This window comes from Crocosphaera sp. (genome assembly GCF_030064895.1).
In the GTDB taxonomy this organism is placed as follows: Bacteria; Cyanobacteriota; Cyanobacteriia; order Cyanobacteriales; family Microcystaceae; genus Crocosphaera.
Map to the genome: position 1 here is coordinate 18187 of NZ_JASJEB010000005.1, position 25308 is coordinate 43494.

The window sequence follows — 25308 nt, forward strand, 5'->3', positions numbered from 1 at the left end:
AACAGAAACAACTTTAATTACTCTGGTTTCGTCATTTTAATAAGATTTATTATTGACGGGAACATTTAAGTCTTTGAGAATTCTATCAACTCGTGTGATACTTTTTCCTTGTTGATAAGCAATGGAATTTTCAATATATAACTAAAAAAAGAGGAGTCCTAAAACAATGTTAAAAAAAATAGCGATCGCAGCTACTGCGGCCACCTTTTGGATGGGTTTAACATCAGTGAGTTCTGCACAAAAATTCACAGATATTAAAGACAACCCCTACGAGTCTGAAATTGACCAAGCAGCCAATATGCTAATTATTTCCGGGTTTCCTGATAAGACTTTTCGTCCTGAAGAAACTGTAACCAGAGAACAGGCCATTTCGATGATTATTGATGGACTTCAGACATTAGTTGCGGTCAATATTAATGAAAAACCTAACCGTCGTCTGCGACCTTTTCTAGATGTAGATGATTCTCGTTGGAGTGCAGCTAAAATTAATTGGGCGCAATGGAATATTATTCCGGAAGGAACAGCGACAGGAAATTTTAGACCTACTGACTATATTACCAGAGCAGAATTATTAGCTTTTCTTCGTCGTTCCGCAGAACTTCTGAAGGCGAAGTTAGGGCGAGAAACTGTTTTAACGAGTAATAAAAAAGAAGTTAAGTTTAGTGATGTTTCAGGGTATAATCAGCAATTAACCTTACAAATGTCTGCCTATTGTGGTGTTGCTTCTCCTCTGAATGAAAAGGGAACTAATTTTGCTCCTAATGAACCTGCGAAAAGAGACTATACAGCAGCCGCAATTTTAAGAACTATTAATTGTGTTAGAAACGATTATAACTAACCACAGGGTTTGAATTAAAGCATCAATAAATTGGTGGGTTGTGGTGCATTTATTTGGCATTTAACCCACCCTTAATACTAAATCCGCTTTAGATAGTAGACAATCATTTTGATGAGCAGAGGAAGCAGGAGAGGCAGAGGAGGCAGGGGGAGACAGAATATTACTCTACGATAATAAGCAGATTGGGTATAACACCTTCCAGGAAGGGAAAAGTATGGTAAATAATTAACCTAAATAATTAAGATTAAGTATTAATTTTGCCAAGCTCCTTGTTCCCTTAAAATTAGTTTTTCTCCTTGATAAACGAGAAGTAGGCCATCATTTTTAACAATATAACGATAGTTACCATTAATAAATTCGTAACCCAAAAATCGGCAAGGGGTGACACCATCGGCACAAGTTGTATGGATAGTTTTACCAACTAATTCTATACTGTCTCCTGTATTAATATTAATGCCTTGGTATGAGACATTATTACAAGTAACTGCCCCTTCAATACAGTTAGAACGAAGAACAATATTTACATTTTCAGTCCTTAATCTTTGGATGCTAACACTATCATAAATTTCAACATATAAATTATAGGTTGCATTGCCTCTTGTTCCCCCCACAATAATTTTATAGTCCCCATTCATTGGTAAAACAAGACCAATATCTGTAACTTCTTCTGTAAGAATAGTATTATTAGGAGAAACTAAATCAAAGACAGCATTATTTTCCAAAGAAGTTAAAGAGATTTTCATAATTTGTGACTGGTTAGCCCTTAATAAATAAATATCCCTTGTTCCCCTAACCACAGAATCATTAACCGTAGTTGAAATTTCACCGCGATTAAATTGAATGCGTGTGGTGCGATCTCTTTGTGTAATAATATTGATTGAAGGTTGTGCTTGAATAGAAGTTGGGTTTAAGCTTGAACAAAGAAGACATAAACCCAACAATAATTTTAAAGATTTCATAATTAGTTATTGCTTAATGAACTAAGTTTTTTAACATCTTCATCACTGAGTAACCAACCCATTGCCCCTGCATTTTCTTGCGCTTGTTTAGCATTTTTTGCACCAGGAATAGGGATAACATCACCTTGAGCAATTAACCAGTTAAGAGCAACTTGAGCAGGAGTTTTGTCGTATGTTTCTCCTAGTTGTTTTAATTGATTAATAACTGGTTCAATTTTCTTTAAACCTGATGCAGAAAATTTAGGGTCAATTTTTCTGGCACCTATAACTTCTTCTTGTTTTTCTGGGGTATATTTTCCTGTTAATAATCCTTGGTCTAAAGGACTATAAGCGAGAATTGTCACTCCCAATTCACGGGCTTTATCTAAGATACCATTCTTTTCTATGGTTCTAGTTAATAAAGAATAACGCACTTGATTAACCGCCAAAGGAACATCATAAGTGGCTAAATAATCATAAGCTTGCTGCATTTGTTTAGCGGAATAATTACTAACTCCAACAGTAAGAATACGACCTTTTTTTACCTCTGTGGCTAAGGCTTTCATTAAGGTTTCTTGTCCCATGAAAAAATCAAAGGGCATATGCACTTGATATAATGCAACTTGATCGACATCTAATCTGTCTAAACTAGCGGTTAATGCTTCGGTAACTGCATCCCGATTAAAACGCCAGGGTAAGGGAAAATATTTGGTGGCTATTTGCACCGGTTGGCTGTTTTGTTTGAGAAATTTACCGATTAGTTTTTCGGACTCTCCTAACCCGTAAACCTCTGCAGTATCAAAAAAGGTTGCACCGGCTGCTACGGCTGCATTAAAGGCTTGTTGTACGTCTGTTTCGCCATAGTTGGAACCGTAACCCCAAAATAAATTATCTCCCCAGGCCCATGTCCCGATACCTAAGCTAGGAAGTTGAATGTTTCTCACGGATAGTTGATTGCTTTGCATAGATTCTTTGATGACGGTTCGTTACATTTATTTACATTATTTTAAAACATCTCAAGTTTTCTTGAAGGAGGCAGGAGTTTGAACATTGGAAAAAGATAAGCTGTTAAGGGTCTAAATTATGACCCGACAATGAGAATTTGTATTATAAACTTATTAACTATTTAATTTTAGTCCTATGGTTGCTCTATCTAAATCTTCTCCTCTCACTCCTGAAGAATATCTGGAATGGGAAAAAGAACAGGAAATCAAACATGAATATATAGCTGGAGAAATTTTTGCAATGGCTGGTGCTTCTGATACTCATGTTACTATTTCTCTTAATATTGCCTCTTTATTACGAAATCACGTAAGAGGATCAAATTGTCGAGTATATATCAGTGATATGAAAGTAAGATTAGAAAAGTTTAATCGTTTCTTTTATCCTGATGTCCTAGTTACTTGTGATTTAAGAGATCAAGAAACAAACAATTATAAATGTTATCCAAAACTAATTATTGAGGTTTTATCGGACTCCACAGAAGCGTTTGATAGAGGAGATAAGTTTATTGATTATCAAAGCTTAGAAACTTTAGAAGAATATGTGTTAATTAATACTAAACTCAAGCGAATTGAATGTTTTAGAAAAAATGAGAAAGGTTTATGGGTGTTGGAAGTTTATCATGCAAACTGCACTACTTTTCTGCTACAAAGTATTAATTTTAAGGGATATTTAACAGAAATTTATGAAGATGTTATATTTCAGGAATGACAAATAAATATAGGAATCAGTAATAAAAAGACTACATAAGCTGTTGTGCATTTAAACCACATATCATTAAGTTAAGCAACATATTATAAAACCCTCTCCCCGTCTCCCTTTCCCCCCGTCTCCCCGTCAGTTTAGTATAGTAAATTAGATGCTTAACATCGCCCCCCTTATTAAAGAGGGGCAGGGGGGATTACTAATTTTTATTAGCTTGTTGTGCCTCAGCTTGAACACATTCTAAAACTCGGACCATAGCGGCCACAGTGTAGTCACGGGTTGCTTTTTCGTCGGGTCTAAAAGCGGTTCCCCGTTCATTCATAGGGGTCGCTACACCACAATAACTAGACATTTGAGTGATAACTGAGTTCGCCCAACTCCCAGAAGTATCAGAAAAGGCGATCGCTTCTTGGGTTTGTTGTAGTTCTCGTGGTAAGTCTAAGCGATTTTTCAGATGGATGGCCATACGACGCATGGTATCCATTAACTCAGCCCGACTAATGGGTTCACCTGGTTGTAAAGTATTATTAGGGTTGCCAATATTGAGGAAATTCCACTGGGCCCACTTAATTTTTTTGGCACTCCAACGGGAATCATCCACATCTTTAAAAGGAACAACATCTCTTTCTGGGGTAGCATCTAAATCAACTTTATAGACGGTTCCAATGCCATCAACCGCCATAGAAATCAACTCTTCGCGGGTCACAGGTTGGTCAGGACGGAAGGTATTATCATCAAACCCAGACACTAAACCCATTTTAACCCCTTTGTTGATTTGGGCTTGGTAAACGTTGTTGTTAGTATCTGTAAAACTAGGTTTAGAAGCGGTTTGGTTAGGGGAGGTACTGTTGCCCGGTGAGTTATCAGCGATGTCACCACCTGCTGCGATCGCTGCTTGAGAACCGCTAAAATAGAAGTGGCCTAGAACTTTATCTTTATAGGTGCGTTTGGTGAATTGCCAACCAGGATAAAGGTTAATTTTCATGAACCCTTGGGCCATTCCTTTGGTGCTACCAAGGACAATTTCAGTGTAACCTGCGCTTCTGGGACTTCCTACTAAGACTAATTCTCCACCACGGGGAACCACACGCAATAAATAGTCTAAACCGAGATCATTACCGTCGAGACGAATGGAATAACCGTTACTGTCTGTAGAACGACGACAAATGCCGGTAAAATCAAAATTGAGTAATAAAGGTTCGATTAAGACGGGGTTAGCACCATTTTCTGCCCAACAGTCTCTTTTGTCAGGAACTTGTTCGATAACTAAAAGGTCATATTTTCCTTCTCCGTAGGGTCTAGCAACGGCGATAACTTTACTTTGATCTAAAGCAGTCTCGCTGAAAGTGGAAGCTTTAACGGGAAGATTGACGGGAATTAAACTACTAAGGGTAACAGTTGCTAAAGTAGCTAATTTTAGGGGTAATCTAGATATTTTCATGTTTTAAACTATAAGGTGATGTTCTAGGGTTTCTAGAATAATAGCGAAAGACAATCCCATTCATCGCTTTTTGTAGACCGATTTCAGGGGAATGGAGTTCCATTTATAGCAGTTTTCAATTTAGTGTGGGAACCTGAGTTCGGAGTTAGGAGTTCGGAGTTCGGAGTAGGGGTCAACGGCCGTTGACCCCTACTTTGTTGGTGAAAGAATCAGTGTTTGAAACTTCTGATTTTGATGAAATGAAAACTGCTGTTAATAGAATTATGACAAAGCTGCTCAATTTTGAGTTGATGGGAGTGACAATTATTAAATTGCCTATTCATTATCAAAATTTTCTTGAAAATAAATTAAGTTTTAAGATGTGTCATTTCATTTATCATTCGTGAGGAAACTGGTATAAGCTGAATGCTTAAAATAAATAATTAACTTCTATTATTTCTGTATATTCAAATTCATTAGGACTTTGTTGAACTAAGGGATAATCAACACCATGAAGACAAATTGTATCTTTTTCGCAGTCTGGTTTCGGTGAATGATAGACTAGAACATATTCTTTTCCCACATAATTATTTGTTTCTTCTTGTACTTCACCACGCCATTGAGTTTTGGTTACTAAAATAATTAATTGATTGGCTAATTTAGGAATTGATTTGGCTACTTGTCTACGATAAATTTCATCTAAACTACCAAAAGGAGAGTCCATAACAATAGGAAAGGTACTACTATCGGGACCCATTAAAGTATTTTTTTGACTCCAGTTTCTCACACTATCAATAATTCCCCCAATAAAGGAAAGACTTAAAATTTGATTTTCTCCTGTTGAAGCGGCGACATTAACAGCTTTTCCTGATGTATTTTCGATTAAGTTTAACTCATAATTTTCGCTGAGTCTAGGAATATAGGGAGTAAAAGAAATAGAATTAAAAATAGCTTGAACTCGTCTTTCTAAAGAGATACGAAACTGTTTTTCTAGACGACTTCTAACTTCAATTAATCGTTTTCTTGCTTCTCTAGCTGCTTCAATTCTTCTTTTGGCTAAAATTTGTTTTGCTTCTTTTAGTTTTTGTTTATTAATCTCTTTATCTAAGGTTTGTATTTCTTTTTCAACAGTGGTTAATTGTTGTTTAATTCCTCCTTGTTCTAGTTGTAATTCTCGAATTTTTTGTTTGATTTTGTCTAAATTTTCTTGTGATTTTCTAATCTCAGCATCAGGATAATCACGAAACTTTTGATTAATCTCGTCTAATTCTCTTTCCACTTTAGATAGTTCTAGTCTAGATTGTTCAAGTATAGCTTGTTTGTCATCCACATTTTTCCAAAAATTAATCACCTTTTCTTCTATCTCACTAACTTGAGATTCTAAGCGGATAGCTGATTCTTCAATAGCAGCGATTCCAGCTTTATTCATCCATTGTTTTACCTCTTCATAATAAGAATTTCCTTCGATTAATTCTTGACCACAAATACAGATTTGACGCTTTAATAACTGTTCTACAAATTGTTGTTTAATTCCACTGGGTAATTCTCCTCGTTGGCGTAAATCTGTAATTATTGCATTAAATTTAGGAATAACACGGTTTAAAAGTATGAGATGACCTTGATTAGAAATAGCATTTTTTATCTGTTTCTTGGCATTTCTAATCTGATTTATTAAATCATGTTCTTGTTTTTCTAATTTTATTTTTAAGTTTTTTATTTGTTCGTTAGCACTTAAATCAATTAATTTTTTTGATAATTTTTGTTGTTTTAATTCTTCGGATTTTATGGTTTCTATAATATGTTCTTGTGTTTGTTGGAAGTTATTTCTTTCTTCTTCTAATTTTGTTTTTTCTTCAAGCTTTTTCTTGATATCAATATCTCCAATTATTTTTAGTTCACCTTCTAATATTTTTTCTGCTTTTTTCAGATGATCAATGGAACGATCCAATACATTTACGCCTAAAAGTTCTTTTGTATCTTCAGCAATACCACTCTTATCATTACTACGAAAAATATGATCAATATGTTCGCCATCAAAAAAGAAATATTGATGTAAACTTTCTGGTAAAATTCGGTTAATAATATGCTCAGGTTGTTGTGAAGGAGGATACCAACGACCATCTTCTGTTGCTACTAACATAAATAATTTATTTTCACTGTATTGAATCTTCCCATTTTGATCTAAACAAGCGTAACATTTTCGTTTAACTTGATAACGTTTATGTTCATGTTCAAAATAAATTTCTACCCAACACTCTACAGATGTTCCTATTTCAACCTGCATAATTGCCCGTTTATTAATTAATAATTGAGGGGCAATAAAAGCAGCCGTAAACTTCTCGTATAAAACCCAGGTAAAAGCGTTTAATAATGTAGTTTTACCAGACCCATTATTTCCATGAATAATGGTGGTATTTTCTTCATCAGAGGCAAGAATAATCTCTGGAGTTATGCCATAAAATTGTCTAAAATTGCATAATTGAATCGATAATAATTTCATTGAATTACATCTTTAATAATTTGAACTATATCATCATTAATATTTCTTGGTGATCGCTGAGATAATTTACTTTTTTCTAAAGCCAAAACTCGTTCAATAATCTGATAAATTTCTGGTGATGCAGTGGTAATAGGTTCTTGAACTTGACTAACATTAACATCTTCATCCATCATTACTAATCGCTAATTTATTTTTTCTATAGCATCACAAAAAATGCTTAGGACACATATAGCATTTCCCATACTTGTAAGGTACAGAGTTTTCTAGTTTTAGGAGTTCGGAGTTCAGAGTTCGGAGTTCGGAAGCGCGATATTAGGTGTACCTCATGAGTCAGAGAAAAGCTATAAATAAAATTTCCTAAAAATAATCTGTAAGGCTATATCCCCCGATTATTACACAAATAACAGAAAATCCCTATTAAACAACATAAAATGTTATCAAATAGGGATCTTTTTCTTCTTTTTTGCTATTGACTTTTAAAAGAAACCTAAACGATAGCCACTATTTTGATAGTTGGTGTTCTGTCTGTTGGAATCTAGAGACAAATTAGACTGTAAAGTAAGAACAAAATCTTGCGCCGGTTCAATCGCAATAACAGTTGCTTCTCCACCGCCAATAATTCCAGCTTCTGGTAAACCCCATCCAGCCAAAGTTCCTACCGCGGCCCCGGCTAATACTTCTAACGCATCAATGCGACGATCGCCTGTCACTCCTGCAATAATAGCGGCGGCCCCGGCCCCGGCTACCGTACCCCCTAAAATTTCTACCACACTCGCCCCTTCTCGGATGGTTTCAGTTCGAGTCACCACTCTAGATGTAGCATTAAAGGGATATCGTTGACCATTAATAATGATTTCACGGGCAATAAATTGAGATCCGCCACGAACCGGTCTAATTTCTCCGTTAACTTCGCTACCAGCCGGAACTAATACGTTGCGGTTATTGTCACGGATGGTTGCTGCGGTTCTCAGGGTGATAGGTAAGGTTTCTTCTGGACTGACCAAAATTCTTTCCCCGTTTTCAAACTGCATGGGAATGCGGGTTCCAGCAGGAATGGTAACGCTGGTGTTGACAGGAGAGTTGTTTTGAGGGGGACTTGGTAATAATTGCGCGCTTGCCGGTTTTAAGTTAGAAAATGGCGAAATTGCTGTAATTCCCATTAATAAGGCGATCGCACTAGCTATTCCTGATTTACCATAGTTTAAGTTCAACATAATATACCCTCACGTTTTGAAGTCAGAAGTCAGAAATCAGAAGTTTTAATTCAACTTAATTTCATCATAGAACAAAGTTTTATAGGATGTCAGTCCCATAATTAAAAATAAAGTTCCTTTCTTAAGTGGAAAAAAGGGGAAATCTTTAACGAAGTCAGAAGTAAGAAAATAGGAGTTTAACTCATGAATGAATCCGTTACAGTTATAGCACTAAGCATTTTGGTTAGTAGGTTTTTTTGTTCCCTGTTCCCCATTCCCCGTTCCCTTTCACCAAAGTCTATATGTCCTAACTATTTTTTGTAGTGCTACAGGTATGACTTGGTAGAAGTCCTGAAAGGTATTGAAAACAAATTTGAAAAAATAGAGATAAAGTTTGAGAAACTAACCACAATTTTGGAAATCACCTCAATTGACTTCTATTTCACTAGAAATAACAAGGGCATAATCTTGAGGCCCCTCAGGAATATCAGATCCAATTACAGTGATTGTCCATTCTCCGATTTCTGGAGACTTTACTACAACACCTTCAACATTGTTAATCTCATCAGGTTTTCCTTGTTGCTCAAAATCATTACCCAGATATAATCTGCCTGTAGGACTAGTTAATCTTAAATTCAGATTATTGACCAGTCCTTCTCCGGGATAATCAGTGTAGACTAAAGTCACTTTAAGCGGTACCACTGAACTTTTAATCATTAATTGATACCGACGAGATTCGTCTGTTCTTAATCCTTCCCACTCATCAATAAACTTTACTTTTGTAGAAGAGGGAGGATTAAGAACTAGAGAAAGATTAATCCTACCCCATCCTTGTTCATTATTAGGCCATTGGTCAGAGGAAGGATGTTTATAGCGATAATTAATCAGTTGAGCAGAGTGAATTAGAATCCCTTTGACCAACGCAGAACTAGGATTGCTGATTTTCTGTTGTTCTCGCAAATATTGTCGCACTAAAGCTGCAGACCCTGCCACCAAGGGAGTTGCCATTGATGTCCCCCCCATGTACATATAATGGCGTTTTGCTGGGGTAAATGCACCCCAAGCAAAATGATTACTAGCAATTTGGGAAGAACGGGTTGATAAAATAAAGGTTCCAGGGGCAATCACATCAGGTTTATAACGACCATCTTCACAGGGACCTCGACTGCTAAAAGCAGCAATATCATCAATACAGTCGGCCATTTTGTCTGATTTAATAGGGTCATAGGGAAACTGATCTGGCCACCATTGACCATAGGTATCAGAAAATTGAGCATGGCGTTGATTTTCTGAGGCACCAACGGTTAAACAGTTTTTAGCAGTGCCAGGGGAATTAACACTTCCAGGATCAATTCCCATTGTTGAAGAATTCTGTTCTCCATCATTACCTGCAGCAACCACCACTAGAAAATCTTTATGCTGCCAAACAAATTGATCTAATTGAAAAGCACGTCGATCGTATTCCCCAAAATTGCTACGACCCCACGAATTGGAGTGAATTCGCGCCCCTTGATCATAGGCTTCCTGAAAGAGGTCTTTTAAATTCAGTGGAATGCCATATAGACCTGATTTAGGTGGCATTTCCCCATAAGTATTAATATACCATAAAATTCCTTGAAGATTCCACTGAGGCATTTGTTCAAGGGCTTGAAAAATTAACTTTGCCTTTGTTGCCATTCCTGTTGGTTTAACAGAAATTCCTAGTTCTTCTGCAAATGTTCCATCTCCTAATGCACTACCAGATACATGGGTCCCATGTCCTGAATGTTGGTCAATGGGGGGATCTTGATGACCAAAATTTGATATATATTCTTCACGCAGCAGGGTGGTAGGAACAATGGGATAACTTCCCAGAAACTCAACCCTATCTTTAAAGTCCGGGTGTATTGTCTCTATATCTCCTGTATCTAGTCCTGTATCTGCGATCGCAATTTTTTCTCCTTGTCCCGTTAAGTCTAAATCAGTGGTTTGGGGATCGGGATTGGACGTAATAACTTTTTCAGCGATAATATAGCGTGCTTGTTCATTAAATAGTCGAGGAATAGTTTCTTCTTCTAAGGATTGTAATCCTGTTAATTGAGCAATATTTTCAAAGGATTCTAAGGCATTGGCATCTTTGCTAACATCAATCACTAGGGTTGTTTTGCCTGGACGGTTGGCAATACGAATTCCTTTATTTTCTAATTCGTTCGCCCCTTGATTGCGGTCATCTTCCGTAAAAAAATCAGCAATTAAAATTCCTGGTACAGTATTTTTCTTACGGCGAGTGTTTGATTGGGAACTCGCTGCTTTGATTCTAGCTTGGGCGATTGCTTTTTTGAGTTCTTCTTCTGTGGCATTAACAGGCGTTTGATCGATATTTTGTAAGTTTTGAGGATTAACTCGAATTCTGGGAATGTAAGGTTTGATGTTTTCAACCCCTTCCACATTGTCCTTGATTTGTTGAATGATGTCCTGATTAGGAACAGAGACAACAATTTCTCTACGACCAATGGGACGTAAAATAGTAGTACCTAGATTCTCGATCTGAACTTTCCAGTCATCAAGAATAGGCATATTGAAGTAAATAACTTGATCTCGCATAGTTCCTTTCTTGAGCTTGAGTTTAAGATTTGTACTAGATTCAAAGTCGGAACGGATTTCCATTGAGGATAGGATTTCTATGATATAACCTGGATAAAGTTCTTTTATCTTGGCTATCATACTAAGGTTAACTGAAACTATAACAAAATGCTTATAGGAACGGATAATCCCTATTTCAGGAATTATAGTCCTAACTTGGTCTTCAGAACAGTAAATTCGACACCTTTTATATAATCTGGCTGAAATTTTTTCTATCGCAACATTAAGTAAATCTGACTTGTAAGGTGGCTTCTCTGTAATTTTTTCTAAAACTTTTAATTCGTATTCTCCCCCCAGTTCATTCATCCACATCAAAGCCTTTTCGAAATCAGACTCATCTGAGGGAGCAAACAATGTCACTATTCTTTGAATTGTTTCAATATAAAATCTAACTGTTCGGCTCAAACTATTAAAATCATCTAATTTAATATTCTTTTCGCCACGAACTTTATCCAGTGTTTTCACTGATTCGTCTAGACATTTTCCCATTGCAATTTGATCTTGTTGATTTAGATCCCCTGGTTGCTCAATAACTTTTTGATAAATTCTTTCCAATATTTCACGCTGTTCATCAGCTATTATCTCAATTTCTTTAGGAGGCGAAGCCAAAGTTTTTTTGATCATAATCATATTAATTGGCAAACAATCTACAGAGAATCTAGAATGAGGAAACATCCCATTTTCGTACGCTCATCACTCAAAGCCACGACAGACAGGTATTTAAGTCACGTTTAAACGGTTAAGTTATTTTTATTGGGATATCCCCCAGAATATACTATATACCCAACGACATTCTATCTTTAATTTTATCTAAATCTAAGCCTAACTTAACATTTCTTTTACTTCTGCAAGAAGTTGACCAGGTAAAATTTCGATTTTGTGGAGAAACTTCCTTTTAGGATTATTTTGAATTTCTTGTTCTATCTCTTGATCATCGATTTTAGAAAGGTTACTTAAAATAATAATAGGTAAACTCTTATTTTCTTCTATTATTTTCTTATAAAAAATAATCCCTGTTCTTAATCCTCTCTCAATACCTTTTTCTTTTGATAATTTCCCACCTCGCATCATAATATCAAGAATCAGTAATTTTATTTCTTCTTGACGCTTATCAAAGTATTCTAAAGCATCATCAATATTTTCAGCTAATTCAACTTCATAGTTAGATAACTTTAGTTCATTAACATATACCTCCATTCTTACTGGTTCGTCATCTACAATTAGAATCATTTTATATCTCCTTGATTGATTACTGTTTAGGTGGGTGTTTAGGTAAGAGAAGATGAAACTCTGTCGGATCTCGATTATACTTTAATATTAAATCACCTCCTAATTGTTTCATAATATTTTTTGAAATTGACAAGCCAAGTCCCGAACCTAATACGTCCATTTCTTGTGCTTGCCGACTACGAAATCCCTGTTGAAATATTCTATCACAATCTTCTTCATTTATTCCAATGCCCCAATCTTGGAATTTAATAATGAAGAGTTCTTTTTTTTCTTCAACTTCTAAGAAAACTCTAAATTTATTCGGATCCTTTTTTAGAGAAGTAGACAATTCTTTAGAGTATTTAATTGCATTCACAAAAAGATTAGAAACTACTTGATTTAGCTTTGTTCTATCTGTAGAAATTTTAATCATATCAACGATTTTAGGATTGTATCTTATATTTTTAGGAGAAAGTTTAAAATTTCTAAATGTAGGACTTAATTGATTAATAGTTTTAACAATGATATCTCTAACAACATTCGTTCTGGCAAAGCGTAATTCGCGAGCATTGGATGTTCCTAGTAGATATTCTATTTCTCCGACCTGATTGGCTAAACTTTCCGCATCAGCCAATATATCATTTAATTTAACAATAATATAATTTTTATCTTGTTTGTCAATCTCCTCAATTTGATCATTAACTTTATGACGTAACAAAAAATCAGCATTACTTTTTATACCAAAAATGGGAGATTTGAATTCGTGCATACTTTTATCAATCATCCCTGCTTTTAGTCTTTCTAAAAAATTCACAGAATAATCTATCAAGCTCTTGATAATTTGGATGTCCTCTTCATAAATATATTGTCTATATATTTTTTCATAACCAACTTCAATAGTTCCTATTACTAGATTTGTCGAAGGTTCAATCATAGGAATAAACGCTCTAATTAGATCATAATGTTTATATTTATGGTAAATTTTATCATCAAATCGATCATCAAATTTATCAATCACTTCTATTTTTCTCTTTTGAACAATATCTGATTGAATATCATTATCTTGTAACAAATGAGAAACTTCTTGCTTAAATTCTTCCTGAGCTTTTTTTGATATAAAATGTCCAGCGACATATTCACTTTTTATAGTCGTTTGTTCAGAATTAATGAGAGAAATATTAATCCATGTAAATTTTAAAATATCAGTAATAGTAGTAATTATAATCTTAATAATTTCCTCGTATTTTTCTGCTTTTAAAATTTTTTTTTCAATTTTTCGTAGTTTCCGAAATTTTTGTTCAGATTCAATTATTTCTAAACGAATAGCAGCAAAACGGGCTAATAACCAAAGACGTTCCCTATCATTTTCGGAAAAATAATTTGTTTTATTACTTTCTAGATTAATCAAACCAAAACATTTTGATCCGGATTCAATTTTTTGACCAATTCTAACAGGAAGATCATTAACTACAATAGGAATATCTAACTCTGAACAAGTATCTGGGTTATGTTCAATATAGATATCATATAAACGAGAATTTTTCAGATCGTTAACCAATATAGGTTTTTCGTCTTTAATCGCTTTACCTGTGATTCCTATTCTATCAGTTTCAATCTTCTTTTTTCGTATTTTTTTTGATGAACTTCTATAGTCGGTTTTTTTATTTCTATTAGCTGTTTCTAGCTGACCTGTTGTATGCTTTAGTTTGCTTACCCATACTTCTGTTAAACTGACTAATTGTATAGCTCCTTTTTCCACATAATTCCATACTTCGTTAGCTTCAGATTTTTTGATCATTTCTAGCATGATATTGATTAATTTTTGTAATTTTTGTCTATCTTCAGATTCCAATTTATAAATAGCAGATAAAGTACAAGTACCCAATATTTTTAATATTTCTCTTTTTGCCTTGCTCAAAGTAAATGGGGACTTGTTTTCTTTAATTAATATATCAAGTAACCCAACAAATCTATCTTCACTTCTTAAAACAATTGTCGCGATAGAATTCCATTTTCTTCTTTCAATTTCTTCCTGTGACACTAATCTAAAATTTATTTTTCTAATATTTTTAATATAAAATACTTTATTTTTTTTTGTGTAATTATTGAAGTCAAATTTGCGCTTAATTGTAGGATGATTTAAGTCGAGTTCAATTTTTCTATATTCATCATCTACTCCGTGGGAAGCATAACCAATTGACAATTTTTGTTCTTTGTTATTTAATACCCATAAAATACAACTATCCACATTTAAGATTTCACAAATCTTATCAGGTAATTTTAAGAGAAATTTATGAGGAGATAGAGATGCTAAATCATCCGATAGCTGACTTAACTTTGTTAGTAAAGATTGATTGTTAATAGTATTGTTCATTAGCGGAGTCTCCTTTGACCAAGTTTTCTGGTACGAAATACCCGAAGTTGACGATTTCTGATCAGTTTAGTTTATTCACTTTGAGCCAATTAATTTGCTTCCAGTCATTTAGCTGTTCCGAAAATCACATGATGTAGTCCATATCCCAGTATATGTTCATATTTTCACAAGTAGAACTTATATGTAACATTTGTTTAAAGATGAATGCCTCTAAGTAATTCAGAGATCGCTACTACCCTATTCATTAATAACAACTTTTGGTTTAAGAATTTGATGAGTATCTTTAGAAATAATTTGACTCATTCCTAAAAATTCTCCCACTTCGTTATTAACCTGAATAATGTGACTATTGCTAACATTATTAATAGTATCAATGGCAATTTTTTGTCCTTGACACCAACGTTTACCTTCTTCTAGAGAAAGAGTAATACTGGGCAAATGTTTTAGTAGTAATTCTGGTTTATTTAAAGAAAATTTTTCTTGTTCAATTTTTTTTTCTAACTCTTCTAATGTGAGAGTTTCTGATAGCATCATGCCACAACTTTTAGTCCTGGTTAATGCTGCTAAGGTTCCTCCAACTCCCAATTTTTCCCCCATATCTCTAGCGATCGCTCGAATATAAGTCCCTGGCCCACATTCAATATTAACTACTAATTCCGCAAATTCCTCTATGTAAAAATCTAAAACCTCAATTTTGTCAACTCTAACTTTTCTCACAGGAACTTCCACTGTTTCCCCTTTTCTTGCTAACTCATATAATCGTTTCCCATCTCTTTGAATCGCGCTATAAATAGGGGGTATTTGTTCAATTTCGCCTAAAAAATCGTTTAATAAGGGTTTAATGTCTTCTATAGTTAAATTAGAGGTAGATTGACTTTTAATAACCTCTCCTTGAAGATCATCAGTTGTGGTTTGCATACCGAAGCGAATAGTAGCTTTATAAGCCTTATTTTCTGGTAAAAAAGGTAAGAGACGAGTTGCTTTACCCACTGCGATCGGTAAGACTCCTGTTGCTGCGGGATCTAGAGTCCCTCCATGGCCTACTTTTTTGATGTTTAACAGTCGTCTAACTTTAGCAACACAATCATGAGACGTAAACCCGAAAGGTTTATTTAAAGGGATAAATCCAAACATAGGATAACTGGTAACTGGTAACTGGTAACTGTTCACTGATAACTGACCAAGGTTTTGCTATCATAAAAATTAAAGAATAGTAAAGTTTTATTAAGAACCTTGACAGCTAACTTGAAACCTTATCATAAAAGCACTTTAGCCCATCAGTGGCACGCCTTAGACATTGTTTGGGAAGGAGATCAAGACGTAGTTAAGCGTGGACTTCCCCATGATACCTTATCCCCTGCGTGGCAAATTTTACTGTTGGGAGATGGTTCCCCTACCCGTCATTTACAACTGTTGACCACGGAAAAAACAGAGGTTGATCTCATTGATATGTCTCCCATTGGTAGCGAAGACGACGGGGCCCCACCCCAAGTTGAGATTGTACCAGAACCTCGTTTAAGACGACAGGTTTGGTTACGGACAGCATCGGGACAAAGATTAGCTTATGCGACTTCTTGGTGGGATGCTAATCATGTGGATGAGTATTTACAAAATCGTTCTTTACCCATTTGGGACAGTTTATCACGGTTACATACAGAGTTATATCGTGATATCCAAGGGGTTTATTATGGTCATTCTCCAGTATTAGAACAAGCATTTCAAGAAAAGGGACCTTTTTGGGGAAGACATTACCTATTTTGGCACGATCGCAAACCTTTAACTCTAATTTACGAGGTATTTTCCCCTTATTTACGCAAGTATTTAGGACCGATGAGTTAGGAGTTCGGAGTTAGGAGTTCGGAGTTCGGAGTTAGGAGTTCGGAGTTCGGAGTTAGGAGTTCGGAGTTCTAATACTTCCCACACTCCCCACACTTCCCACACTCCCCACACTCCCCACACTCCCCACACTTCCCACACTCCCTACACTCCCTACAGCTTAATGATTATGTGCGCCCAAATAATCACCTTTGCCTATTTCAACGCCACAATGACGGAGAATATTATAAGCAGTGGTAACGTGAAAGTAAACATTAGGAAGGACAAAAGACAAAAGGAATGTTTGTCCATCAAAGGTGAGGGTGTTTCCTCTCATGTCTAGTTCAATTGTTTTCTCTTCTGTGCCATCAATTTGTTCTGGAGAAAAAGTTTCTAAATAGGTAACGGTTTGTTTAAGGCGATCAATTAGTTCAGGAAAACTGGTTTCATTATCCTCCATAACTGGGGCCTCAACACCAGCTAGTTTAGCAGTTCCCCGTCCGGATATATCTGAAGCAATTTGTATTTGTCTGGATAGGGGAAACATATCGGGGTAAAGACGAAAGCTGATCAACACTTCAGGGTCAATTTTTTTCGCTTCAGCATGGGCTGCACCTTTTTCTAAAATCCCTATTAAGTTATTTAAACTACGAATCATCGGTTGAACACCAGCTTGATACATGGAAACTGTCATGATGTTGCTCTCAACTGTTAACTAATATTGTAGGGGTCAACGGCCGTTGACCCCTACGGAAATGTCTAGCTCAATCATTCCTAGTCTACATTTTCTGCTACCCAAATTTAGCAAATTCGCTAAAATAAGTTGATTAATTTAGTTATCAAGGAAATTATGTCAAAATTGTTAGGTTTAACCGTTATCAGCTTGCTTAGTTTTCAAAGTAGTATTATGTTTGCTTCGGTGGCAAATGCACAACAACCTTTATATTTGGCTTATCCTCCTAAAAATCATAAAACCACTTCTGATAAAATATTCTTGATTGGTAGTGCTTCACCTCAAGGAGAGGTTACGGTTAATGGACAAAAAATAGAGCGCAGTAAACAGGGACATTTTGCTCCATCTTTCCCTTTAAAATTAGGTGCTAATCGCTTTGTTTTACGCCACAATAATGAAACTATTAATCTGACAGTCACCCGTAATTCTACAATCCCAAATATTCCTCAAGGGGGCGGTTTTGCTAGTAATTCTTTGACTCCGAATCGAGCAATTTCTGTATTGCAAAATACTCCTGTATGTTTTGGTGCGATCGCTTCTCCTAATGCTGACGTTTCTGTTACTATTGCTAATCAAACTATTCCTTTATTACCACAAAATAAATTAGTTGAACTTCCTCCTAATAATTCTATTCTTACTGATTCTAACGAACCTATTATTAACTCGGTTACTAAATATCAAGGTTGTACAAAATTTGATAGAATTGGTAACTTAGGAACGCCTAATTTTCAATTAAAAATAAATAATAAAACTATTGCTCAACAAGGACAAGGTAAAGTTAATATTCTCAATCCTAATCAATTAAGAATTGTTGAAGTTATAGCCGATGCTGGTGTTGCTAGAACGGGACCAAGTACCAATTATTCTCGTTTAACTCCTTTACCTAAAGGAACCACTGTATCAGTTATTGGTGAAGAAGGTGAATGGTTACAACTTGATTATGGTGCTTGGATAAAGGCAAATGAGACAAAAATTGTCCCTAATTTATCCTCAGCAAAAGCAATTATTAAGAGTGCAAAATTTGAAAAGAATACGGAAGAAACTAAAGCTATTTTTCCTTTAACTTTACCTGTTCCTGTTTCTCTTCATCAAATGGGTAATAAGGTTACATTAACTTTATACAATACTACTGCTCAAACTGATACGATTTTTTTAGAATATGAACCCTTAATTAAAAGTTTTTCTTGGCAACAAGTTAGTCCAGGCAAAATTGAATATTATTTTGAATTACATTCGGAACAACAATGGGGATATGATCTAAACTATGAAGGAACAAACTTGATTTTTACGTTACGTCATCCTCCCAAAATTGAGAGTCAAAATAATCAGCCTTTGAAAAATGTCAGAATCCTTTTAGATCCTGGCCATGGGGGTAATGAACTGGGCGCAAGAGGACCTAATGGTTATCCCGAAAAGTCTGTTAATTTAGTAGTTTCTAACTTATTAAAACAAGAATTATTAAAACGAGGGGCAACAGTTTATATGACAAGAGAAAGTGATAAAGCTGTTTCTTTACGAGACCGTATGAAGATGATTGATGAGATTAAACCGACCATTGCTTTATCGGTTCATTATAATGCTTTGCCTGATAATGGAGATGCTATTAATACCGCAGGAATTGGAATGTTTTGGTATCATCCTCAAGCGGAAAATTTATCGAAATTTCTGCATGATTATTTAGTAGAAAAAGGGCCACGTCCTTCCTATGGAGTCTTTTGGAATAACTTAGCTTTAACCCGTCCCCATACCTCACCTTCTGTATTATTAGAATTAGGATTTATGATCAATCCTACGGAGTTTGAATGGATAACAGATGCACAACAACAGCAAAATTTAGCTGTTCTTTTAGCTAATGGAATTACAGAATGGTTTAGTGAAAAACAAGATTGATATTTATTAACTGGTCATTTCATTTATCATTTATCATTCGTTTGGAAGTAGGATTGAAACCTCTCCCAAACTTCTTTCTCCCTAACGGGAGAAGCTTGAAACCAAAATGAAAGATGTTCAATTTTCAATGTTCAATGTTTGGTAACTGATAACTGAATCTCTAGTAAACTTGATATACTAGAGATAAAGTTTACATCTTGCTTAACCCCTAAATCATGAATAGAGTTGATTATCTTCGTATCAGTCTTATCGATCGCTGTAACTTTCGCTGTCAATATTGTATGCCGGAAGGTGCAGAATTAGACTATATTTTACGTCAAGAATTACTCACTCATGAGGAAATTATTACTTTATTAAAAGAAGTATTTATACCGCTAGGATTTTCTAAATTTCGTTTAACAGGGGGTGAACCTTTATTACGACCTGGTATTGTTGATTTAGTGCAGGATATTGCTTCATTATCTGCAACAGAAGACTTATCTCTGACAACAAATGGCTTTTTATTGTCATCCTTGGCTAAAGATTTATATGATGCAGGATTAAAGCGGATTAATATTAGTTTAGATTCTTTAGATCCCGATACTTTTAAGAAAATTATTGGTCATAAAAACGCCTCTATATGGCAGCAAACTTGGTCAGGTATTCAAACTGCTTATGAGGTAGGTTTTGACCCTTTAAAATTAAATGTTGTGGTTATTCCTGGGGTCAATGAATCGGAAATTGAAGCTTTAGCAGAATTGAGTATTGATAAAAATTGGCACATTCGTTTTATCGAATTTATGCCTATTGGTAATGCTGAATTATTCAGCGATCGCACTTGGGTTCCTTCTGAAGAAATTAGAGAAAAAATAAGACAAAAATGGGGTTTAATTGAAAGTAATATTAAAGGAAATGGACCAGCAGATGTCTTTAAAATTCCTGGGGCCAAAGGTACTTTAGGGTTTATTAGTCAAATGTCAGAATGTTTTTGCGATCGTTGTAATAGAATGCGTCTATCTGCTGATGGTTTATTACGGCCTTGTTTATTAAATGAAACAGGACAAATTGATCTCAAAAATTTATTAAGAAAGGGAACCAAAACAACAGAAATAAAAGAAAAAGTTGCTCACTTATTATCTATGAAACCAGAGATTAATTATAAACAAAGAGAATCAGGAAATGATACTGGAATTTATAACCGTACCATGTCCCAAATTGGGGGATAATAGCAGTTTTCAATTGGGTGTATCAAAATCTAGATTTAGTGAAGGTGGGGTGGGAAATGTGGGAAGTATTTTTCTTTGAGTTTGTAATCTATGCAAATGATATCATTTTCATCAACTTAGACTATCAACCTGAGTTCGGTGTTAGGAGTTCGGAGTTCGGAGTTATAATTTTAGCAACGAAATCATTAGGGTTTGAGACTTGTCAATTTTGCCAATTCTCTATCAATTTCCTTATGTCGAACTCAGGTTATCAATGTTTATATTGTCGGGTTCAACTGCCGTTGAACTCGATGTTTTTTTTGTTTAATCAATAAATAACTACAGGGAACAAAATAAAGTGCGAGTAAAGTTGCCCCAAAAATACCTCCAGCAATAACAACAGCTAAGGGTGGCCAAAATCCGCCTCCTCCTAATAATAAAGGAACAAAGCCAATGGTGGTGGTAAAAGTTGTAGTTAAAACATGACGAGTGGAATGTAAAACCACTTCTCGAATGGCGCGAGGATTGCCTAATTTTGCTTCAGGATCGTCTTTAATAGCGGTTAAAACAACGATAGAATCATTAATTGCCACTCCCACCAGGCCAATTGACCCAATAATAGCCATAAAACCGAAAGGATAGTCAAATAACCAGAGTGAAAATAATCCCAACCCCACCGAACAAATTCCCACCACACCAATAACGCCGGCTAAACGAAACGATCCCAGAGATAACACCAAGGTTGCAACCATGATAATAGTTAACCCACCAACCAAGGATAATAAACCCCCCACTGCATTATTTCTTTCCGCTGCTTCTCCGCCAATTTCTAGGGTATAACCATTAGGTAAAGCAAAATTAGCATTTTCTAGGCGTTTTTCAAAGTCTGACAAAACTTGAGAGGGCAATACTCCTGTTTCGATGAATCCTTGAACAGTATTAACTCGTTTTCCGTTGCGTCGGGTAATTTGGTTAATTTCCGGTAAAAGGGTGACATTCCCCACAGAGGTTAAGGGTATTGACTGTCCATTTGCAGTTAAATCTAGGGACCGAATGTTATCTAAGTCTCCCCTTTGTAAACCATCCACCCGAACTCTGACGGGTAATTCTTCGGAAGATTCGATGATAGTTCCCCCTGTAACCCCTTCTAAATTGGAATTTAACTGAGTCGCAATAGTAGCATTACTAAATTGGGTTAAACGACTTTTTTCTTCATCTATTTGTAACCCCAATTTGGCTAAATTCTCACTGAGACTATCACGGGTATGGGTAATATGGTTAACTTGGCTAAATTCTTTCCTTAATTTTTCGCCTAAATCGCTTAAAATATCTAAATTTGAGCCATATACACGAACTTCAACTGGTGCATCTACTGGAGGCCCTTGTTCCAGGGAACGCACTAATACCCTAGCATTAGGGTATATTTGATCGAGTTGGGTTTGTAGAATAGGAATTAAGGTACGAGAAATTTCAGGAGATTCTGTTTCTACTAAAGCTTGAGCGTAATTTGGCTCATTTTTCCGTCCTTCAACCAAATTATAGTAAAATCTGGGCGCACTTCGACCAACAAACCAGTGAACATTTTTCACCCCTTCGTGTTCTAAAATCAACTGACGCGCTTCTAAAACTTGATCACGGGTTTGACTGAGGGGAGTAGATGCAGGAAATTCTAACTCCAGATTAAATTGATCCCGATCTGCTGGAGGGAAAAACTGTTCTTGTAGGGTTCCTGCTTGCATAAAACCGATTATTGGTAAGAAAAGGGCTAAGAAAATGCCTAAAATGGGATATTTAAACAGTTGATGTAAACTCCAGCGATATTTTCGGGTTAACCATCCCCAAGAAAATCCTTGATTCAACCATCGCAAGGGTAAAAAAGAAGAGGAATGGAAATTTTTGGGGCTAAAATGAGCCGCAATAGCAGGAATAATGCTTAAAGAGATTAAAAGTGAGAAAATTAAGGCAATAATAACGTTAATACCAATAGTTCCTACAAATTCTCCTGATGGCCCTGGTAATAAGGCAATTGGTAAAAATGCGCAAACGGTGGTTAAAGTGGATGCAAGTAAGGGAATAAAAAGATAATTTACAGTCTTTTTAATCGCTTTAGTGGGATTTAAGCCCGTTTTTAAACGATTTTGTACTTCATCCACCACCACAATCGCATTATCGATTAATAACCCTAACGCAACAATTAATCCAGTGATGGACATTTGATGTAGGGGAATATTTAACCATTGCATCCCTGCAAACACCATCAACCCTGATAATGGTAACGCGATCCCGACAATTAAGGCTGATCTCCAGCCCATCATTAATAATGTTACGGCGAATACACAAGCTGCACCGAGTAAAAGATTGAAAATTAAACTGGTAAGGCGATTTTCTACATAAGGGGTTTGATCAAAGATTATATTAACCTCTAATCCCCTGGGAAGGGTTTCCCGAAAGCGATCTAAGCTTTGATAAACTTGTTGGGACCATTGATCTATGCGTTGATTGGATCGCACTAATAAAGCAATGGCGATCGCTGGATGTCCATTAATAATGGCAATATCTGAGGGAGGTTGCTGTATTCCTTTACTGACTAAAGCAATATCTCCCACACGGGTAATTTGACTAGAAAGGGAAGATTGTAGAGGTATTTGTTTAATTCTTGCTAAACTGTCTAATTCTGTATCAACTTCTAGCAATAACTCATTTTCAGCATTTCTCAGTTGTCCTGATGCTACTTTAGCGTCACTTTCTTCAATGGTTTGAGCAACTTGTTGTGGGGTTAACCCTAAACTAGATAGTGCAATGGGGTTAATTTCTACTAAAATCTCTTCATCGGGTTCTCCTCGTAATTCTACGTCTTCTGTTCCCGAAATTGAACGTAATTCGTCTTCTAACATCTTCGCACGACGGCGTAAAATGGCATAGTTAGGATCATTATCCTGTTCCCAGGTTACACCAATTAACATGGCGTAAGCTTTGATTTTTATTTCTTCAAATTCGGGTTCAGTTGCATCTAGAGGCAGATCAACCTTAGCATCATTAATTTTATCTCTAATTTGGGACCAAATTGGCTCCACTTCGGTAACTTCATCCTGTAATTCTACAGTAATGAAAGAAAGTTCACTTTGAGAAACGGAGTCTAAGGTTTTAATTTCCTCAATTTCTTGCAATTTATCCTCTAGTTTCTCGGTTATTAGGGATTCCACTCTTTCCGCATTAGTTCCTGGCCAAAAAGTGGTGATGGTTGCAACCCGTGATATCAGTTCAGGATCTTCCATTCTCGGAAGTAGTTGAAAGGAAGATAAACCAACAAAAAGAATTAGGAGAATTGTTAGGATTAATAAGCGTAAATTTCGATAAAAGATAGTAGCCATTTTTTGAAGTCAGAAGTCAGAAGTCAGAAGTCAGAAGTTTAATTGATGAAAAATCAAGATCAGAAATGTAATTGATAAAAAATCTATAACTGTTAACTGTTCATTGTTCATTGTTTACTCTTCACTAATCACCGTTTGTCCTGGTACAATTCGTTGAGTTCCTTGCGCAATAATGCGATCGCCTGGGTTAATGGTTCCCCTGACTAAAACTCGGTTACTTTCGGTGTATAAAACCTCTATATCTCTTTTTTCAACGATTTGTGTGCTATTTTCTCCTTCAACAACCACATAACAAGACCATAAACCGCGATCGCCTTTTATTAATGCTGTAGTCGGTAACCAAAACCCTGATTGAGAGATGGTTTCACTCACATTTAAACGAGCGATCGCACCTTTAGGAACTCGAAACGCGGCACTAGATTCTAGGGTTAAAATGATAGTTTGAGTACGGGTAGCAGCATCTACTTCGGGTAAAATAGCGGAAAGATTAGCTATATAATTTTTATTATTAATTAAGACAGAATATCTATTTTTTTGCCTAATTGTGGATATTTTTTCAACGGGAATACCAATTCTTACCTCTAGCTTACTATTTTCCACCAATTTAACAATTGACTGTCCTGTAGAAACCACTGTCCCTTCATCAATCAACTGTTGCGCAATAGTTCCAGAGTAGGGTGACTTGAGGTTACTTTTGTTTATATCTAAATTTATCCGTTGAATACTAGCTTCTAATTGTTTAATAATCGCTTGTTGTGCATTAATCTTTTCTATTCTGGTTCCTGCTAATAGCTCATCCAGACGACTCTGCGCTTCGGCCAACTGTGCAGTTAAAGCATTACTATTAAAAGAAACTTCGTCAAGTTGTTCGAGAGAAATTGCACCCTCTTGATAAAGATATTCTCTTCTTTCTCTTTTTGCTACTTCTAAACTCAATCTTTCTTGTATTTGCTGAACAATAGCTCTTGCTGCATTAATTTCCTCTGGTCTAGCACCCCGGTTTAATTCGGCTAAAATAGCTAATTGTTGAGATTTTTGCGCCTCTAACTGCAATTTCTCTGTTTCTAGCTGAGAAGTATCCAGTGTGGCAATAATTTCTCCCTCGGCAACCATATCGCCTTCATCTATATACAAGTTAACTACTTTTCCCCCTCTTTCAAACCCCAAGGAACTTTCCCTTATGGTTGCTGTCTCTCCTGTATAGGTTCTTTCAATTGAATAGCGAGAAATTGGGGCAATTTTAAGGGTTTTGACCTTTAAAACAGTAGGAGAAGTTGCCGAGGGTGATTTAAATTGAGTTGTTTCTTGGGGACGATACTGACTCCCCACCATAAACCCTGCTAACATTAATCCTCCACCCATGATGATCGTAAGGAGTAAATTCCTAAAATTCATCTTTTTTGCGGTAATAACAAACGAATTCTCTTTAGTAGCGGATTTATGCCATGCTTTACTCATGATCTTAAACCTATATATCAGGTTTTGTATTATAGTAACTAACTATATATACAACT

General features: G+C 35.7%; 18 protein-coding genes. 5 read left to right on the forward strand and 13 right to left on the reverse strand.

The genetic code is table 11. The features are described 5' to 3' along the window. Positions 1 to 166 precede the first annotated feature (166 nt). Positions 167 to 838: an S-layer homology domain-containing protein gene (locus QNJ66_RS02060; protein ID WP_300502571.1), complete on the forward strand. Its 672-nt coding sequence runs from the start codon at positions 167 to 169 to the stop codon at positions 836 to 838. A 251-nt stretch (positions 839 to 1089) separates the two neighbouring features. Here the strand turns inward: QNJ66_RS02060 and QNJ66_RS02065 are convergent, their stop codons facing one another. Together QNJ66_RS02065 and QNJ66_RS02070 are read right to left on the reverse strand one after the other, a co-directional pair. After that, a complete protein-coding gene (locus QNJ66_RS02065; protein ID WP_300502573.1) occupies positions 1090 to 1797 on the reverse strand; it encodes a hypothetical protein in 708 nt (235 codons plus the stop codon). A gap of 2 nt (positions 1798 to 1799) precedes the next feature. After that, a complete protein-coding gene (locus QNJ66_RS02070; RefSeq protein WP_300502575.1) occupies positions 1800 to 2741 on the reverse strand; it encodes an aldo/keto reductase in 942 nt (313 codons plus the stop codon). A 175-nt stretch (positions 2742 to 2916) separates the two neighbouring features. Here QNJ66_RS02070 and QNJ66_RS02075 point away from each other — a divergent pair, with 175 nt between their 5' ends. Beyond that, positions 2917 to 3489 carry a Uma2 family endonuclease gene (locus QNJ66_RS02075; RefSeq protein ID WP_300502577.1) on the forward strand — a complete coding sequence of 191 codons (573 nt, stop codon included), beginning with the start codon at positions 2917 to 2919 and terminating at the stop codon, positions 3487 to 3489. 193 nt (positions 3490 to 3682) lie between these two features. On the opposite strand, the gene QNJ66_RS02080 is transcribed toward QNJ66_RS02075, so the two are convergent. The 8 genes from QNJ66_RS02080 to truB all read right to left on the reverse strand — a co-directional run bounded on the left by QNJ66_RS02080 (position 3683) and on the right by truB (position 15935). After that, the gene (locus QNJ66_RS02080) at positions 3683 to 4924 is read right to left on the reverse strand and encodes a DUF3747 domain-containing protein (protein ID WP_300502579.1); all 1242 of its coding nucleotides are present in this window, start codon (positions 4922 to 4924) and stop codon (positions 3683 to 3685) included. 409 nt (positions 4925 to 5333) lie between these two features. Continuing rightward, positions 5334 to 7403, reverse strand: a complete 2070-nt coding sequence (locus tag QNJ66_RS02085) for an AAA family ATPase (RefSeq protein WP_300502581.1) — start codon at positions 7401 to 7403, stop codon at positions 5334 to 5336. Continuing rightward, positions 7400 to 7576 carry a hypothetical protein gene (locus tag QNJ66_RS02090; protein ID WP_300502685.1) on the reverse strand — a complete coding sequence of 59 codons (177 nt, stop codon included), beginning with the start codon at positions 7574 to 7576 and terminating at the stop codon, positions 7400 to 7402. The genes QNJ66_RS02085 and QNJ66_RS02090 overlap by 4 nt, the downstream gene beginning before the upstream one ends. Before the next feature lie 303 nt (positions 7577 to 7879). Continuing rightward, the gene (locus QNJ66_RS02095; protein ID WP_300502582.1) at positions 7880 to 8617 is read right to left on the reverse strand and encodes a hypothetical protein; all 738 of its coding nucleotides are present in this window, start codon (positions 8615 to 8617) and stop codon (positions 7880 to 7882) included. A gap of 405 nt (positions 8618 to 9022) precedes the next feature. Continuing rightward, positions 9023 to 11842 (reverse strand): S8 family serine peptidase, encoded by a 2820-nt coding sequence (locus QNJ66_RS02100; RefSeq protein ID WP_300502584.1) that lies wholly within the window; start codon positions 11840 to 11842, stop codon positions 9023 to 9025. Positions 11843 to 12040: 198 nt separating this feature from the next. Beyond that, on the reverse strand, positions 12041 to 12448 hold the full coding sequence (locus QNJ66_RS02105) for a response regulator (protein WP_300502586.1): 408 nt from the start codon (positions 12446 to 12448) through the stop codon (positions 12041 to 12043). A 19-nt stretch (positions 12449 to 12467) separates the two neighbouring features. Then, positions 12468 to 14801, reverse strand: coding sequence for a GAF domain-containing sensor histidine kinase (locus QNJ66_RS02110; RefSeq protein WP_300502588.1), 2334 nt, complete (start codon positions 14799 to 14801; stop codon positions 12468 to 12470). Between the two features lie 237 nt (positions 14802 to 15038). Beyond that, entirely contained in the window at positions 15039 to 15935 is an 897-nt protein-coding gene (gene truB, locus QNJ66_RS02115; RefSeq protein WP_300502684.1) for a tRNA pseudouridine(55) synthase TruB, read from the reverse strand. 99 nt (positions 15936 to 16034) lie between these two features. On the opposite strand from truB, the gene QNJ66_RS02120 reads away from it, so the two are divergent. After that, the gene (locus QNJ66_RS02120; protein ID WP_300502590.1) at positions 16035 to 16640 is read left to right on the forward strand and encodes a chorismate lyase; all 606 of its coding nucleotides are present in this window, start codon (positions 16035 to 16037) and stop codon (positions 16638 to 16640) included. 157 nt (positions 16641 to 16797) lie between these two features. Here the strand turns inward: QNJ66_RS02120 and QNJ66_RS02125 are convergent, their stop codons facing one another. After that, the gene (locus QNJ66_RS02125) at positions 16798 to 17310 is read right to left on the reverse strand and encodes a DUF1993 family protein (protein ID WP_300502592.1); all 513 of its coding nucleotides are present in this window, start codon (positions 17308 to 17310) and stop codon (positions 16798 to 16800) included. A 156-nt stretch (positions 17311 to 17466) separates the two neighbouring features. Between QNJ66_RS02125 and QNJ66_RS02130 the strand changes: the two genes are divergently transcribed. Together QNJ66_RS02130 and moaA are read left to right on the forward strand one after the other, a co-directional pair. Beyond that, entirely contained in the window at positions 17467 to 19239 is a 1773-nt protein-coding gene (locus QNJ66_RS02130; protein WP_300502594.1) for an N-acetylmuramoyl-L-alanine amidase, read from the forward strand. A gap of 215 nt (positions 19240 to 19454) precedes the next feature. Further along, positions 19455 to 20444 (forward strand): GTP 3',8-cyclase MoaA, encoded by a 990-nt coding sequence (gene moaA / locus QNJ66_RS02135; RefSeq protein WP_300502596.1) that lies wholly within the window; start codon positions 19455 to 19457, stop codon positions 20442 to 20444. Positions 20445 to 20701: 257 nt separating this feature from the next. Here the strand turns inward: moaA and QNJ66_RS02140 are convergent, their stop codons facing one another. Beyond that, positions 20702 to 23794 (reverse strand): efflux RND transporter permease subunit, encoded by a 3093-nt coding sequence (locus QNJ66_RS02140; RefSeq protein ID WP_300502598.1) that lies wholly within the window; start codon positions 23792 to 23794, stop codon positions 20702 to 20704. Between the two features lie 114 nt (positions 23795 to 23908). After that, on the reverse strand, positions 23909 to 25252 hold the full coding sequence (locus QNJ66_RS02145) for an efflux RND transporter periplasmic adaptor subunit (protein ID WP_300502599.1): 1344 nt from the start codon (positions 25250 to 25252) through the stop codon (positions 23909 to 23911). Between the last annotated feature and the right edge of the window lie 56 nt (positions 25253 to 25308).